General features: G+C 72.6%; 12 protein-coding genes. 6 read left to right on the top strand and 6 right to left on the bottom strand.

Annotation, left to right across the window (positions count from 1 at the left end):
* Nucleotides 1-58: 58 nt before the first annotated feature.
* The 3 genes from AB0424_RS30030 to AB0424_RS30020 form a co-directional block, all read right to left on the bottom strand.
* Nucleotides 59-1,033: a DNA-3-methyladenine glycosylase 2 family protein gene (locus AB0424_RS30030; RefSeq protein ID WP_366309910.1), complete on the bottom strand. Its 975-nt coding sequence runs from the start codon at nt 1,031-1,033 to the stop codon at nt 59-61.
* Between the two features lie 292 nt (nt 1,034-1,325).
* Complete coding sequence (locus AB0424_RS30025) at nt 1,326-2,408, bottom strand: NDP-sugar synthase (protein ID WP_366309908.1); 1,083 nt, start codon at nt 2,406-2,408, stop codon at nt 1,326-1,328.
* A 104-nt stretch (nt 2,409-2,512) separates the two neighbouring features.
* On the bottom strand, nt 2,513-3,970 hold the full coding sequence (locus AB0424_RS30020; protein WP_366309906.1) for a peptidoglycan recognition protein: 1,458 nt from the start codon (nt 3,968-3,970) through the stop codon (nt 2,513-2,515).
* Nucleotides 3,971-4,106: 136 nt separating this feature from the next.
* Here AB0424_RS30020 and AB0424_RS30015 point away from each other — a divergent pair, with 136 nt between their 5' ends.
* The 4 genes from AB0424_RS30015 (at nt 4,107) to AB0424_RS30000 (ending at nt 10,171) form a co-directional block, all read left to right on the top strand.
* Nucleotides 4,107-4,859: a TIGR03089 family protein gene (locus AB0424_RS30015; RefSeq protein WP_366309904.1), complete on the top strand. Its 753-nt coding sequence runs from the start codon at nt 4,107-4,109 to the stop codon at nt 4,857-4,859.
* Between the two features lie 274 nt (nt 4,860-5,133).
* Nucleotides 5,134-6,363: an LCP family protein gene (locus tag AB0424_RS30010; RefSeq protein WP_366309902.1), complete on the top strand. Its 1,230-nt coding sequence runs from the start codon at nt 5,134-5,136 to the stop codon at nt 6,361-6,363.
* A 257-nt stretch (nt 6,364-6,620) separates the two neighbouring features.
* Complete coding sequence (locus tag AB0424_RS30005; RefSeq protein WP_366309900.1) at nt 6,621-8,357, top strand: LCP family protein; 1,737 nt, start codon at nt 6,621-6,623, stop codon at nt 8,355-8,357.
* Nucleotides 8,358-8,407: 50 nt separating this feature from the next.
* On the top strand, nt 8,408-10,171 hold the full coding sequence (locus tag AB0424_RS30000) for an LCP family protein (RefSeq protein ID WP_366309898.1): 1,764 nt from the start codon (nt 8,408-8,410) through the stop codon (nt 10,169-10,171).
* Nucleotides 10,172-10,244: 73 nt separating this feature from the next.
* Here AB0424_RS30000 and AB0424_RS29995 read toward each other — a convergent pair whose 3' ends face one another.
* Nucleotides 10,245-11,282, bottom strand: a complete 1,038-nt coding sequence (locus AB0424_RS29995; protein ID WP_366309896.1) for a glycosyltransferase family 2 protein — start codon at nt 11,280-11,282, stop codon at nt 10,245-10,247.
* Between the two features lie 216 nt (nt 11,283-11,498).
* On the opposite strand from AB0424_RS29995, the gene AB0424_RS29990 reads away from it, so the two are divergent.
* A complete protein-coding gene (locus AB0424_RS29990; protein WP_366309894.1) occupies nt 11,499-12,878 on the top strand; it encodes an LCP family protein in 1,380 nt (459 codons plus the stop codon).
* A gap of 41 nt (nt 12,879-12,919) precedes the next feature.
* Here the strand turns inward: AB0424_RS29990 and AB0424_RS29985 are convergent, their stop codons facing one another.
* Nucleotides 12,920-13,453: an acyl-CoA thioesterase gene (locus tag AB0424_RS29985; RefSeq protein WP_366309892.1), complete on the bottom strand. Its 534-nt coding sequence runs from the start codon at nt 13,451-13,453 to the stop codon at nt 12,920-12,922.
* 119 nt (nt 13,454-13,572) lie between these two features.
* Here AB0424_RS29985 and AB0424_RS29980 point away from each other — a divergent pair, with 119 nt between their 5' ends.
* Nucleotides 13,573-14,859 carry an LCP family protein gene (locus AB0424_RS29980; protein WP_366309890.1) on the top strand — a complete coding sequence of 429 codons (1,287 nt, stop codon included), beginning with the start codon at nt 13,573-13,575 and terminating at the stop codon, nt 14,857-14,859.
* 67 nt (nt 14,860-14,926) lie between these two features.
* Here the strand turns inward: AB0424_RS29980 and AB0424_RS29975 are convergent.
* Nucleotides 14,927-15,016 (bottom strand): acyl-CoA dehydrogenase family protein (locus tag AB0424_RS29975; RefSeq protein ID WP_144385854.1); only part of this gene is annotated, 90 nt, incomplete at its 5' end.

Genomic DNA, 15,016 nt, shown 5'->3' with positions numbered 1-15,016 from the left:
TGCGGGGCCGGTGAGGGCCCGTGCCACCGGTGCGGGGGGTCCCGGTCGGGCCGTCGGCTCAGAGGCCCGTGATGTCGCCCGGGGTCATCCGGGGGGCCCGGCGGGGCGGGACCCGGCCGCTCAGGAGGATCAGGCGGGCCGCACGGTGGCGCTGGCCCGCGTACGGCTCCAGCAGGGCGAGCATGGCCGCGTCGTCGGCCGTACGGTCTCCGGCGAGCGCCCAGCCGACGATCCCCGGCAGGTGCAGGTCCCCCGTCGTGACCTCGTCGGGTGCGCCGTTGCTCCGCTGGATCGTCTCGGCGCTCGTCCACGGCCCGACTCCGGGGATCAGCTCCAGACGCCTGCGCGCGGCCGGCGGGTCCATGAGCACGGCCTCCTCCAGACGGGCCGCCACCCGGGCCGCGCGCACGATCGTGGCCGAACGCTTGCCGTCGACGTTCGCGCGGTGCCACTCCCACGACGGGATCTGCGTCCACGTGCGGGCGTCCGGCATCGCGTACATGCCCTCCGGGGCCGGTCCCGGGGCCGGCTCGCCGTACTTCCGGACGAGCGTCCGCCAGGAGCCGTACGCCTCGTTCGTGGTGACCTTCTGCTCCAGGATCGACGGGATCAGCGACTCCATCACCAGGCCCGTACGCGTCAGGCGCAGGCCCGTACGTCGGCGGTGGCTCGCCAGGAGCAGCTTGTGGCGCGGCACGAACGCGGCCGGGTCGTCGTCCGCCCCCAGCAGCGCCGGCAGCGTCTCCCCGAGCCACGCGGCGCCGGGGCCCCACGCCTCCGCCTCGATCCGGCCCCCCGCGGCGCTCACCCGCAGCGTCCCCGGGCCGTCCGGCGTCAGCGTCACCCTCCACACCGCGCCGTCCCGCGTCGCCCGGAACGTCGGATCCGCGGGGCCTCGGCGGAGCGGGCCGAGTGTGAGGCCCAGGTCGACGGGGGTGTCGGAGGTGGGGGAGGTGAGGGAGGTGGAGGGCAGGGGGAGGTGGCCGCCGCGGACGGTGGTGCGGGTGGGTTTGTGGGGGAAGCGGCCGGCCATGGGTACGAGGGTAGCGGGGGCCGGTCCGCGGGCCTTGTGGGCCATCGTCCCGCTGGGCACACGGGACGGCGCGTAGGGCCGCGCCTTCGCCCCTTGGGCCTGGACCCGCGCCAGCGGTGCGGCGCGCAAGGGGTGCGGGTTCGCGCGCGGAAGCCTGGGCCCGGCAGGGGCGCCGTTCCGTTGTGCCCACCCTCCCCCAAGCTCTCGGCTTCGCTCGAGCAGGGGGGGACCCCCATCGCCCCAGCGGAACGAATGCCCACAACAGGGTGGGCTCGCCCGGGCGCGTGGGGGGTTACTGGTCGGAGGAGAAGCGGATGGTGGAGGGGGGGAGGGTGGCGTTGCACCAGACGCGGGCGCCGTCGCGGAGCTCGTTGTCGGGGCCGATGTGGGCGCCGTCGCCGATGACGGCGCCGTGGAGGACGGTGCGGGCGCCGATGTGGGCGCCGGCGCCGACGAGGGAGTCGGTGATGACGGCGCCGGGCTCGACGACGGCGCCGGCGAGGAGGGTGGAGCCGGTGACGCGGGCACCCGCGCCGACGACGGCGTCGGCGCCGACGACGGTGCCGCCGGTGAGCTTGGCGTCCGGGGCGACGCGGGCCGTCGGGAGGACGAGGCGGTCGCCGCAGCGGCCGGGGACGGCCGGGGAGGGGGCGCGGCCGAGGACGAGGTCGGCGGAGCCGCGGACGAATGCCTGCGGGGTGCCGAGGTCCAGCCAGTAGGTGGAGTCGACCATGCCCTGGAGGTGCGCGCCGGAGGCGAGGAGCTCGGGGAAGGTCTCGCGCTCGACCGAGACGGGGCGGCCGGCGGGGATGGCGTCGATGACGGAGCGGCGGAAGACGTAGGCGCCGGCGTTGATCTGGTCGGTGACGATCTCCTCGGGCGTCTGGGGCTTCTCCAGGAAGGCCGTGACGCGGCCGGTGGCGTCCGTGGGGACGAGACCGAAGGCGCGGGGGTCCTCGACCCGGGTGAGGTGGAGGGAGACGTCCGCGCCGGACGAGGAGTGGGTGGCGACGAGGGCGCCGATGTCGAGGCCCGTGAGGATGTCGCCGTTGAAGATGAGGACCGGGTCGTCGGGGCCCGAGTGGAGGCGCGAGGCCACGTTGCGTATCGCGCCGCCGGTGCCGAGCGGCTCCTCCTCGGTGACGTACTCCAGGCTGAGGCCGAGGTCGGAGCCGTCACCGAAGTGGGGCTCGAAGACCTCGGCCAGGTAGGAGGTGGCGAGCACGATGTGCTCGACGCCGGCGGCGCGGGCGCGGGCCAGCTGGTGCGTCAGGAAGGGGACGCCCGCCGCGGGGACCATGGGCTTCGGCGTGTTGACCGTGAGGGGGCGCAGCCGTGTGCCCTTGCCACCGACCAGGAGGATCGCTTCTGTCACCTTGTCGTCTCTGCTTCCTGTTCGGGGCCCGTCGGCACGCCCGTCTCGGTCGTCCGTGCGATATGACCGGTCAGTTTATGCAGACGGTTGCCCCTATGCCCCCATCAGCGCCTCCCCTGGAGCTTCGCCGAGCTCGTGCGGGCGGTTCCCAGCTTGTTGTACAGGCGTCCGCCGGGGCACTCGGTGGCGAATCCGTCACGGTGTCCGGCGATGGCGTTGAACCGTACGGTGGTGCCCTTCTTGTACCGGTTTCCGCCACCCGACACGAGGTACGCGGCCCCCTTGGGGTTCACCCCGTGCAGCCCGAGTTTCCAGGCCGTGAGGCGGGCGACGGCGGTGACGACGGCGGCCGGCGGGGCGCTCTGGCTGAAGGTGCCGAGGACGGCGATGCCCATGCTGTTGGTGTTGAAGCCGAGGGTGTGGGCGCCGAGGACCGGCTTGGCCACGCCGCCGGCCCGGCCTTCGTAGATGTTCCCGCACTTGTCGACGGCGAAGTTGTAGCCGAAGTCCCGCCATCCACTGCTCTTGACGTGGTAGCGGTAGATACCGCGAAGGACGGAGGGGGCCTGGCCGCAGGTGTAGTTGTTGCCGGTGGCGCTGTGGTGGACGAAGGCGGCCTTGATGGTCTTCGTGTAGACGAAGCCCTTCTCGCGGATCCCCTCGTCGGCGCCCCAGCCCTTGCGGGTGATGATCTTGGGGCGGGGGCCGATGAACGGCGCCACCGCGGGGGCGGCCGGTGCCTGCCGGGCGGAGCGATCCGGCGCCTGCCCGACCGTGAGCTCCGTCTCCTCCTTGGACAGGGCGGGGATCCAGTTCGCCCCGAGCGGCGCGAGTCCGGCGTTGGCGGCGCTCGCCGCCGCCTCCGCCGCGCCGAGGGAGGCCGGGGCACCGCGGACGGCGGGGACGGCCGGGGCGGCGGCCGTGCGGCCCCGTGGGGCGGCGACGGCACGGCCGGGGGCGGCCACCGGGTCCGCCGCCGCGTCCGCCGCGGGGGCCTCGCCCGGGTCGACGAGTTCGAGGCGCAGACCGGTGGGGAGCGACTCCTCGCCGCGCACCCGGATCTCGACGCCGTCCGAGTCGCCCACCCAGAGGGGGGCGGTGGCGCCCCGGAGGCCGCGGGTGGCGCCCTCGGCGGTGCCCGGGTCGGCGCCGTGCTCGTCGTTGTGGGTCTCCACGTCCTGCCACGGCGACCAGGTGTCGCCGCCACTGGCGCGGGTGCGGACCTGCACGGTGCCGTGCAGCGGGGTGGTCGGGTCGTCCCAGACGACGCCGACGAGCGAGAAGGGTCTGACGTCGCGTCGGGTGAGCCCCTGCTCGCCCGCGCCGGTGCCGCCCAGGGCGCGGGTGGAGCCGGGGAGCGGGGTCAGGGGCAGGGACTGGGTGGAGCCCGGGAGTTCGGGCGCGGGTGGCAGCGCGGCGGCCGCCGGTGGCAGCGCGGGGACCGCCCGTGGCAGCCCGAGCGCCGGGGGCACCGCAGCCGCCGCGGGCGCGGCGAGGGGGACCGGCAGGGCGAGCACCGCCGCGCAGGTGACGGCGATCGAGGAGGCGAGTGATACACGCATGGGCCGATCGTGCGGATCGCCGGAGCGTTCCGCGCGTCGGGATTCCGCACCGCGGCTGACGGGCCGTCGGGCCGATCGGTGGACGGCGTCACCGGTACGGCGGACCCGGCGCACCCGCCCGCGTACGCTGTCCGGCGTGAACGCCAGCGACCGCACCCCCGCCGACCTGCTGCGATCCGCGCTCGCCGCGGACCCCGCCCGCCCCTTGGTCACTTTCTACGACGACGCCACCGGTGAGCGGGTGGAATTGTCCGTCGCCACCTTCGCCAATTGGGTGGCCAAGACGGCGAACCTGCTCCAGGGCGAGCTGTCCGCCGCGCCGGGCGACCGGCTCGCGCTGCTGCTGCCGGCGCACTGGCAGAGCGCCGTCTGGCTGCTGGCCTGCGCTTCCGTGGGGGTGACCGCGGAGGTCGGCGGCGATCCCGCGGACGCCGACGTCGTCGTCGCCGGTCCGGACGGGCTGGAGGCCGGTCTCGCCTGCTCCGGGGAGCGGATCGCGCTCTCGCTGGCCCCGCTGGGCCGCCGCTTCCCCGCCGCGCCCGCCGGATACGCGGACTACGCGGTCGAGGTCCCCAGCCAGGGCGACCGGTTCGCGCCGTTCGTCCCGGTCGATCCGGACGCCCCCGCCCTCGTCGTGGACGGCGCGGAGCGCACCGCCGCCGAGCTGGTCGAGCAGGCCCGCGAGGACGCCGCCGCCCTCGGTCTCGTCCCCGGCTCCCGCCTCCTCTCCTCCCTCGGCTACGACGGCTGGCAGGGCCTCTCCTCCGGCCTGTACGCGCCGCTGGCGTCCGGCGGCTCCGTCGTCCTCTGCCGGAACCTGGACCGGCTGGACGCCGAGGGCCTGGAGAAGCGGGTGGAGAGCGAGCGGGTGACCCACAGGGCGCTCTGAGCCGCGCCGGCAGGCCCTTCCGTACGCCCCGCACGGGCGCCGGGCCCGACCCCGGCGCCCGGCCGCGACCACCGGCATCGGCCCCTCACCCCGCCGCGTGCCCCATTCGGCGTAGGGCCGGGCCGAGTCCCCGGGTCCCCGAGCCGAGTCCGGTACATGATCGGCCGGAAGGAGTCGACTCCTTCCGCACAACCGAGCGTCGGGTTCGGTCGTCTCCTTGGACGACCGGTGGCCGCCCGTCGCGCCGCCGACGCCCCGAAGGACGGACCCAGACGTGACGGACCGTGCAGGCACGCCCGCCGAACCGGACCCGGCGGCAGCGGGAGGCGCAGCGGCGCCCGGCGGCGACGAGGAGCCGGGCGCTCCGGGGAAGCCGCCGCGCAAGCGCCACTGGCTGCGGTGGACGGCGCTCGGGGTCTCGGTCGTCGTCCTGGCGGCGGCCGGCGTCGGCTGGTGGTTCTACCGGAAGCTGGACGGCAACATCACGACGGACACCACGGCCGCCGACGAGCTGGCGAAGTACGAGAAGGAGCGGCCGCCGGCGGGGACCACGACGGCCCGGAACATCCTCCTCATCGGCTCGGACACGCGGGCCGGCGAGGGGAACCGCAAGTACGGCAAGGACAAGGGCACCCAGCGCTCCGACACGACGATCCTGCTGCACCTGTCGGCGGGGAACGCGAGCGCGACCGCGGTCTCGCTCCCCCGCGACCTGATGGTGACGATCCCGAGCTGCCGCAAGCCCGACGGGACCCGGACGCGCGAGCAGTTCGCGCAGTTCAACTGGGCCTTCGAGTTCGGCGGTACGGCGTGCACGATCCGTACCGTCGAGAAGCTGACCGGGATCCGCATCGACCACCACATGGTGATCGACTTCAGGGGCTTCAAGAAGATGGTGGACGCCGTGGACGGCGTGGAGGTCTGCCTCAAGGAGCCGGTGAACGACTCCGACGCCCATCTGAAGCTGCCGGCGGGGCGCCAGACGCTCCACGGGGAGCAGGCGCTGGGCTTCGTACGGGCCCGGAAGTCGATCGGCAACGGCAGCGACACGGAACGGATGGACCGCCAGCAGCAGTTCCTCGGCGCGCTCGTCAACAAGGTGCAGAGCGACGGGGTGCTCCTCAACCCGACGAAGCTCTATCCGGTGCTGGACGCGGCGACCAAGGCGATCACCACGGACCCGGGGCTGGACTCGCTGCGGGACCTGTACGACCTCGCCAGGGCGATGCGGTCCGTGCCGACCGAGAAGGTGCAGTTCCTCACGGTGCCGCGGCGCTCGTACACGTACGACGCGAACCGGGACGAACTGGTGCAGCCCGCGGCGAGTCAGCTCTTCCGTCAGCTGCGCGAGGACAAGCCGGTCGTGGTGGCGCCGAGCAGCGAGGACGACGGACGGAAGGCCGGCGGGGACGGGAAGCCCGACGGCGCGGAGGCGGACGCGCCGTCCGCCTCGCCGGCCCCGACCTTCACCGGGCGGAGCGCGGCCGAGGCGGTGTGCTCGTAGCAGAAGCCGGTGGGGACGGTGGGTAAAGGGCGGCCCAAGGGGAGGGCGGAGAGCGATGAGGTTTGAGCAAATTGCCCGGTTGTAAGGGGCGTGGAATTTGTCACGGACGTCGCCCCACGCTGAACTGGGCGGATAGTGTGACGCGATCCGGTGCACCCCGACCGCATGGTCGCACTCACCAAGGATCGAACGACCGAGAGAGCGGCGCCCTGTGGGGGAGGCGCCTCGCGTGGCACCGACGGAGGACTCGAGGAACCGTGGACGCGCACAGCCGTGGACGGGCGGACGAGATCGACCCCGCCGACCAGTGGGTGCTCAACCCGCAGACCGGCAACTACGAACTGCGACTGGACCACTCCGCTGGGGAGCCGCAGGCACCGTCCCGACCCCGCAGATCCGCCCCCGCCGCGAGATCCGCCGCGGCCCCCGCAACCGCGCCCGCCGACGCTCCCGTCCCCGGCCAGCGCCGGCGCCGGGTCCCCGAGCAGCCGGACGGCGGCGCGCCGCTGCCGCCCGCGAGCCGCCGCAAGCGCAAGCAGGGCGCGTCCCGCAAGAAGAAGGTCCTGCTGTGGACCGGCGGCACGATGGCGTTCGTCCTCGTGGGCGGCGCGACCGGCGCGTACATGCTCTACAAACAGCTGGACGGCAACATCCACGTCGTCGAGCCGATCGGCACCGAGAGCAAGGGCTTCCGCAAGGGCGAGGCGTTCAACGTGCTGATCATCGGCACCGACAAGCGGACCGGCGCGGGCAACGGCGGCTACGGCGACAAGAACAGCCCCGGCCACGCGGACACCACGATCCTCTTCCACGTCTCCAAGGACCGGACGAACGCCACGGCGCTGTCCATCCCGCGCGACCTGGTGACGGCCATCCCCGAGTGCCAGTCGAGGCAGCCCGACGGCTCGATCCTGACGATCCCCGGCCAGTCCAAGGCCCGCTTCAACGTGAGCCTGGGCCAGGACGGCCGCGACCCCGGCTGCACGATGCGCACGGTCAAGGAGCTCACCGGCCTGACCGTCGACCACTTCATGATGGTCGACTTCAACGCCGTCAAGGAGCTGACCACGGCCGTCGGCGGTGTGGAGGTCTGCGTCGAGAAGCCGGTGAACGACAAGAAGTCGCACCTGAAGCTGCCGGCCGGCGTGTCGACGATCCAGGGCGAGCAGGCGCTCGCCTTCGTCCGCACCCGATCCAGCTTCGGCAACAAGAGCGACCTGGACCGGATCAAGGTCCAGCAGCAGTTCCTGGGTTCGATGATCCGGCGGATGAAGTCGGACGAGACGCTCACCAGCCCGACGAAGCTGTACGACCTCGCCCAGGCGGCGACGGACGCGCTCACCGTCGACAAGGGCATAGGGTCGCTCGGCAAGCTCCAGGACCTCGCCAAGGAGCTGGCGGGGATCGACGCGAAGAACATCGCGTTCGCGACGCTCCCGGTGATCGACAACCCGGACGAGCCGACGCCGATCACCGTGGTGCCGCATCCGACGCAGGCACCGCAGCTCTTCGCGGTCCTGCAGTCCGACACCTCGCTGACCGAGGTGAAGAAGCAGCAGCAGGACGCGAAGAACGCCCAGGCGCAGGCGCAGGCCGCGCTCCTCAAGGGCACCCGATCCACCGCCTCCCAGGTCCGCGTCGACGTCTTCAACGGCAGCGGCATCCAGGGAGCGGCGCAGTCGACCATCAACTGGCTGCAGAACGAAGAGGGCGTGACCCGCTCCACCAACCGGAGCAACGCCCCCGAGAAGGCGGCGAAGACCACGCTCACCTATGCACCGAACCAGGCCGATCAGGCCCGCAAGCTCGCGGACATGATGGGTCTGCCCGCCACGGCGCTCAAGCCGGGCACACAGGACGCCGGGGAGCGCGAGCCCATGACGCTCGTCCTCGGCGCGGACTTCAAGGGCGCGGGGGTGCCCGTCACCGGACCGGCAAAGGTGCCGACGGAACTGCAGAAGGTAGCGGCTGACAAGCAGGTGTGCGCCAAGTGACCCGGGATCACCGGGACTCGGCGCACTCCTGACTGACGAGGGGACCTGGGGTGGGACAGAACAGCGTGCGTGGGGAGGGAACGCGGGGACGCGTTCCGCGCGCCCGTGAACTGGGCTGGGACGACGAGCTCTACGAGGCGGGAGAGGCGACCGGCGCGAGCGGGAGCGCTCCCGAGGAGGCCGCGGAGGCCGACGCGCCCGCGTCGACCCGCGCCTCGCGTCGGCGCGGTGGCGGTGACGGCGGCGGCAAGGCCGACGCCGGTACGGGCGCGGGCGGGCGGGCCGCCGCGCGGCGGCGCGCCAAGAAGACCGGTAAACGCAAGGTGCTGCGGTGGGTGGCCCTCACCCTGTCGCTCCTGATACTCGGGACGGCCGGCGCCGGATACCTGTACTACCAGCACCTGAACGGCAACATCCGCAGCGGCGGGCGCGCGGGCGGCGACAGCGGCGTCAAGAAGGCCGCGCCGAACGCCCTCGGCGACACCCCGCTCAACATCCTCCTGATCGGCTCCGACAGCCGCGCCGACGACAAGAACATCGCTCTCGGCGGCGGCAAGGACGACAAGAACCGGGCCCCGCTCGCCGACGTGCAGATGCTGCTGCACGTCTCCGCGGACCGCCAGAACGCCTCGATCGTCTCGATCCCGCGCGACACCGTCGTCCCGATCCCCAAGTGCCGGAGCGACAGCGGCGAGACCTTCGCCGCCACGACCAACCGGCCCATCAACGAGAGCCTCCAGCGCGGCGGTCCGGGCTGCACCCTCACCACCTGGGAGAGCCTCACCGGCGTCTACGTCGACCACTGGCTGATGGTCGACTTCGCCGGCGTGGTGGCGATGGCGGACGAGGTCGGCGGCGTCCCGGTCTGCGTGAAGACCGGCGTGTACGACAAGTCGACCGCGCAGGTGCGGGGCGGCTCCGGGCTGAAGCTCAAGGAGGGCACCACCGAGATCCAGGGCAAGCAGGCCCTCCAGTGGCTGCGGACCCGGCACGCCTTCGGCAGCGACCAGAACCGCGCCAAGGCCCAGCACATGTACATCAACGGCATGATGAAGAAGCTCCAGGGGCAGAACGCCTGGACCGACACCGGCCGTCTGATGGGGCTGGCCGAGACGGCCACCAAGTCGCTCCAGGTCTCCGACGACCTCGACACGGTGAAGAAGCTCTTCGACCTGTCGATGCAGCTGAAGAACGTGAAGATCGACCGGCTCACCACGGCGACGGTCCCGACGGTGCCGTATCCGCAGAACCCGAACGCCTGGCTGCAGATGGTCCCGGCGTCCGCGGACAAGATGTGGACGATGCTCCGCGACGACGTCGCCATGGACAAGAACGGCGAGGCGGCCGGCGCCAAGCCGAAGCCGACCGGCCCGGCGAAGCCGAAGACCCCGGCCGCGGCGCCCGGTTCCTTCGCCGTCACGGTCGTCAACGGGACCGACGGCGGCGGCGAGTCGGCCGTCGAGGGCCGTGCCCGCACGATCACCGAGCACCTCCAGGGCAAGGGCTTCACCCGCGCCGGGTCCTCCAAGGACGGCGCGAGCCGCAAGGACACCGTGGTCCTGTACCCCAAGGCGGAGGGCGACCAGGGCCGGGCGAACGCGCTGTCCGTGGCCAAGGCGCTCGGCCTGCCCGACTCGGCCGCCCGCGCCGACGCCACGGCCCAGGACATCAGGCTGGTGATCGGTGCCGACTTCCGCGAGGGCACCACGTACAAGAGGGCGACGACCAAGGCCGGCGACCTCCCGGAGGGCGCCGACGACAAGGCGACCTGCATGGACGTCTACTCGGTCTACCGGTGGGACGGGAAGAGCTGACCGCGGCTCCCCCTGACGCACGCGACGGCCGGGCCCCGGAAGGGGACCCGGCCGTCGTGCGTGCGCGGAGCGGTCAGACCGACTCGGTGTCGCCGGCCCGCACCGCCGGACGGCGGCTCGCGATGACCTTCCTCGCGAGGGAGCGGGGGCTGGTGAGGAAGCCGTAGCCCCAGGACATGTGCATGGTGGCGAGGGCCACCGGGATCTGCAGCCGCGCCTTGAGCGGGAGGCCCTTGCCGGCCGGGACCGAGCCGGCGGCGATCGCGGCGAGGTAGCCCGCCGGGATCACGAAGCCCAGCGGGGTGAGGACGGCGCCCACGACCAGGCCGGCGGCGATGGCGCACACGGCGGTCGGCGGGGCCAGGTAGCGCAGGTTGATGGAGCCCTGGTGGTAGCGGGCGACCACATGGCGCCAGCGGCCGTAGTCCTTGTACTGCTTGGCGAGGGCCTTCACGGAGGGCCTCGGGCGGTACTGGACGCGGAGCTCCGGCGAGAACCAGATCAGCCCGCCGGCCTCGCGGATGCGGAAGTTCAGCTCCCAGTCCTGGGCGCGGATGAACTCCACGTTGTACCCGCCCTGCTGCTCCAGCGCCTCGCGCCGGAAGACGCCGAGGTACACGGTCTCCGCCGGGCCGGCCTCGCCGCCGGTGTGGAAGGCGGCGTTTCCGACGCCGATCTTCGAGGTCATCGCGGCGGCGACCGCGTCCTCCCAGGCGTTCTCGCCCTCGGCGTGCATCACCCCGCCGACGTTCTGCGCGCCGGTCTCCTCCAGGAGCCGGACGGCGGTGGCGATGTAGTTCGGGGAGAGCATGCCGTGGCCGTCGACGCGCACCACGATCGGGTGATGCGACGCCTGGATCGCCGCGTTGAGGGCGGCGGGGGTACGGCCGGTGGGGTTCGGCACCGTGTGGACGCGGCGCTTGTCCGAAGCGGTTTCGCGGACGAGCTCGGCGGCGATCTCGTCCGTGCGGTCCGTGGACGGGCCGAGGGCGATCACCACCTCCATCTCGCCGTCGTACTCCTGCTCCAGGATGTGACGAACCGAGGTGCGCAGATACCGCTCCTCGTTGAGGACCGGCATGATCACGGAGACGGGGGGCGTGGCGTTCATTGCCCGCCACGTTACCGCGAATGGGGGACAGCGGTGCGCGCCGAGCGGGTGGTGGGGCCTGGCGCTGATCGTATGGGCCTACGGTGCTCACGGTTCCCCCTGTCGCACCCGCGGAGGTGTCCGTCCGTGCCCACACCGCCCCGCACGCCCCGTCCCCGGCCCAGCGCCCGTCCCGCACCGGTCCGCCGGCGACGGCGCAGGCGCCCCCGGTGGGGGATGCGGATGGCGACGGCGCTCTCCGTGACGGTGCTGGCCGCGGGCGGCATCGGGCACGCCGTGGTCACCGGCCTGGACACCGGGATCACCCGGGTCGACCCCTTCAAGGACATGAAGAACCGGCCGCAGGCGGGGCACGGGATGAACGTGCTGGTGGTCGGCACCGACGGCCGCGACCGGATCACTCCGGAGGAGAAGGCGAAGTACCGGCTCGGCGGCGCGCCCTGCCACTGCACCGACACGGTGATGCTCGTCCACATCTCCGAGGACCGGGAGCGGGCGAGCGTGGTGAGCTTGCCGCGCGACTCGTACACCGAGATGCCCGAGCACACCGACCTGACCAGCGGGAAGAAGCACCACGCGCATCCGGTGAAGCTGAACGCGGCCTACGCGGAGGGCGGGCCCGGGCTGACCGTGCGGACCGTGGAGTCGATGACCGGCGTGAAGATCGACCACTACCTGGAGGTCGACTTCACCAGCTTCATGCGGACCGTGGACGCGGTCGGCGGGGTGCAGATCTGCACGACCCGTGCCGTGAAGGACTCCTACACCGGGCTCGACCTCTCCGCCGGCACCCACGAGCTGGACGGCGGGCAGGCCCTGCAGTACGTGCGCTCCCGGCACATCGACGGCGCCTCCGACATCGGGCGCATGCAGCGCCAGCAGCGCTTCCTGGCGGCGCTCATCGAGCGGACGACCAGCGGCGGGGTGCTGCTCAACCCGGTGCGGTTCCAGGAGGTCGCCACGACCCTGCTGAGCTCCGTGCGGGCCGACGAGGACTTCGGCACGGACCAGTTGCTGGCGCTCGCCAAGGCCATGCACGGCTTCACCCCGGCGTCGTCGGAGTTCGTCTCCGTGCCGATCGGGGACATGAGCTTCCCGGTGAAGGGGATCGGCTCGACGGTGAAGTGGGACGCGGCGAAGGCCCGCAAGCTCTTCCAGGCCCTGCGCGAGGACCGGCCGCTCGCCCCGCAGAAGGCCGCGAGCTCCGGCAAGGCCCCGAAGGCGGTCGTCGTGGACGTGGCGCCGCGCACCGTCCGCGTCCAGGTCTACAACGGCACGCGGACGGACGGGCTCGGCCGGAAGGTCGACGACGCGCTGCGGGCGACCGGCTTCGACACCACCCGGACCCCGATGACCGGGGCCGGGCGGGAGCACACCCGCACCGTCGTCGAGTACGACCCCCGCTGGGACCGCTCGGCGAAGTCGCTCGCGACGGCCCTTCCGGGGGCCGAGCTGAAGCCGGTCGCGGGGCGCGGCAGGACGCTGCGGGTGACGGTGGGTGCCGACTACCGCGGGGTGCGCGGGGTCCGGGCGGAGGACGCGGGGCGGGGCGGGCCGTTCGAGGCGGTCACGGGGGACCAGGTGGTGTGCCCGTAGCGGGGCGCCGTGCCGGGCCGTGACGGGCCCGGCGGCCGCGGTCAGTCCTCGTAGCCCTCGGCGATGCGGCGCTCGCGGAGCTCCTTGATGGCCTGGCGGCGGGCGAGGCGGTGGGTGCGGCGGATCTGGGCTTCCTGGTTCCGGCGCTTGTCCTGTTCGGTCTCGGGGACGACCTGGGGGACGCGGCGGGGCTTGCCGTCGGCGTCGACGGCCGCGAAGACGAGATAGGCGGAGCCGACCTGGGTGGCGGGCGTGGACTCGTTCCACCGCTCGGCCATGACCCGCACGCCGACCTCCATGGAGGACCGGCCGGTCCAGTTGACCTGTGCCTTCACATGCAGCAGGTCGCCGACCCTGACCGGCTCCAGGAAGGCCATCTCGTCCATGGAGGCGGTCACGGCCGGACCGCCCGAGTGCCGGCCCGCGACGGCGCCGGCCGCGTCGTCGACCAGCTTCATGATGACGCCGCCGTGCACCGTGCCGAGGAGGTTGGTGTCGTGGCTGGTCATGATGTGGCTGAGGGTGGTGCGGGATGCTGAGGTGGGCTTGCCCGGGATATCGCCCTGTTCTGTCATGCCCTCCACCATATGCCGGGTCCCGCCCCTGTCCGGTTTGCATCAGCTTGGCAACAGCACCGGTCCGATCCTCCACCCGGCCTGTCGCCGGGAAAGCCCCGACCGGCACACTGGTCCGCATGAATGACTGGCCCGAAGACGGCGGCCCCGGCCGCGGCAGCGCGAACTCCCAGCCCGAGGGTGCTCGCCGGATGAGCCATGTGCGACGCCCGCAGGTTCCGCAGCAGCCGCCCCGGTACGACCAGGGCTACCCGCAGCAGGGCCAGGGCCGGGGGCAGGAGTACCGCCCGGACTTCACGCAGGCCAGGGGCGAGGGCTACGACTCCGGCTACAACACGGGCCAGGTCTACGGAGCCCCGCAGGGCGGTGCCCAGGGCGGTGGTCACGGCGCCCCTCCCCCGCCGTACGCGCCCGGGCGTCCCGCGCCGGACTGGCGCAAGCGCGCCAAGGTCGGTTCGATCGTGCTGGTCGTCGGCGTCCTCGCGTGGGGCATCGGCACCTACGCCTGGGCCAGCTCGCAGATGCGCAACGAGGTCGACCTCTCCAAGGTCATCGAGCGGCCGTCGGAGGGCGACTGCACGACGTACCTGATCGTCGGCTCCGACAGCCGCGAGGGCATGTCGGCCGAGGAGAAGAAGAAGCTGCACACCGGCTCGGCCGAGGGCAAGCGGACCGACTCGATGATGATCCTCGCGGCCTGCTCCAGCGGGAACACGATGGTCTCGCTGCCCCGTGACTCCTGGGTGACGATCCCGAACTTCGTCGGCTCCGAGTCGGGCAAGGCGTACCCGGCGCGCGGCGGCTCCAAGCTGAACGCGGCCTACGCGATGGACGGCCCCGAGCTGCTCGTGCGGACCGTGGAGTTCAACACCGGCCTGCGCATCGACCACTACGCGGAGATCGGCTTCGCCGGCTTCGCGAACATCGTGGACGCGCTCGGCGGGGTGGAGCTCAACATCGACAAGGGCTTCAAGGACAAGAAGTCCGGCGCCGACTTCCAGGCCGGCAAGCAGACCCTCAACGGCGAGCAGGCGCTGGCCTTCGTCCGGACCCGGTACGCCTTCGCCGAGTCGGACCTCCAGCGGACGAAGAACCAGCAGAAGTTCCTCTCCGCGCTGGCCAACCAGGCGGCGACGCCCGGCACGATCCTCAACCCGTTCGCGCTGTACCCGACGCTGGGCGCCGGTCTGGACACGCTGATCGTGGACAAGGACATGTCGCTGTACGACCTCGGCAAGATGTTCTTCGCCATGAAGGGCATCAACAGCGGCGACGGCAAGTCCATGAACATGCCGATCTCGGGGACCGCCCCGCAGGGCTCCCTGAAGTGGGACATGCCGAAGGTGAAGCAGCTGGTCGAGCAGATCCGGAACGACGAGAAGGTCACCGTCGAGTCGAACCGCTGACCCGCGGACGAAATCGGCGGAGGGCGCCTTCCCCGGCGGGGAGGCGCCCTCTTCGCGTACCCGGTGGTTACGGGAGGTTGCGGGCCATGACGATGCGCTGGACCTGGTTGGTGCCTTCGTAGATCTGGGTGATCTTGGCGTCGCGCATCATGCGCTC

It is taken from the genome of Streptomyces sp. NPDC051180 (genome assembly GCF_040689545.1).
Lineage (GTDB): Bacteria > Actinomycetota > Actinomycetes > Streptomycetales > Streptomycetaceae > Streptomyces.
The sequence above is the reverse complement of the archived record's forward strand: the minus strand, read 5'-3'. Positions and strand labels throughout refer to the sequence as shown.

Coding starts and splice junctions, on each gene's coding strand:
- AB0424_RS30030 (WP_366309910.1), bottom strand. CDS start 1,033: ATGGCCGGCCGCTTCCCCCACAAACCCACCCGCACCACCGTCCGCGGC.
- AB0424_RS29995 (WP_366309896.1), bottom strand. CDS start 11,282: ATGAACGCCACGCCCCCCGTCTCCGTGATCATGCCGGTCCTCAACGAG.
- AB0424_RS29990 (WP_366309894.1), top strand. CDS start 11,499: ATGCGGATGGCGACGGCGCTCTCCGTGACGGTGCTGGCCGCGGGCGGC.
- AB0424_RS30020 (WP_366309906.1), bottom strand. CDS start 3,970: ATGCGTGTATCACTCGCCTCCTCGATCGCCGTCACCTGCGCGGCGGTG.
- AB0424_RS29985 (WP_366309892.1), bottom strand. CDS start 13,453: ATGACAGAACAGGGCGATATCCCGGGCAAGCCCACCTCAGCATCCCGC.
- AB0424_RS29980 (WP_366309890.1), top strand. CDS start 13,573: ATGAATGACTGGCCCGAAGACGGCGGCCCCGGCCGCGGCAGCGCGAAC.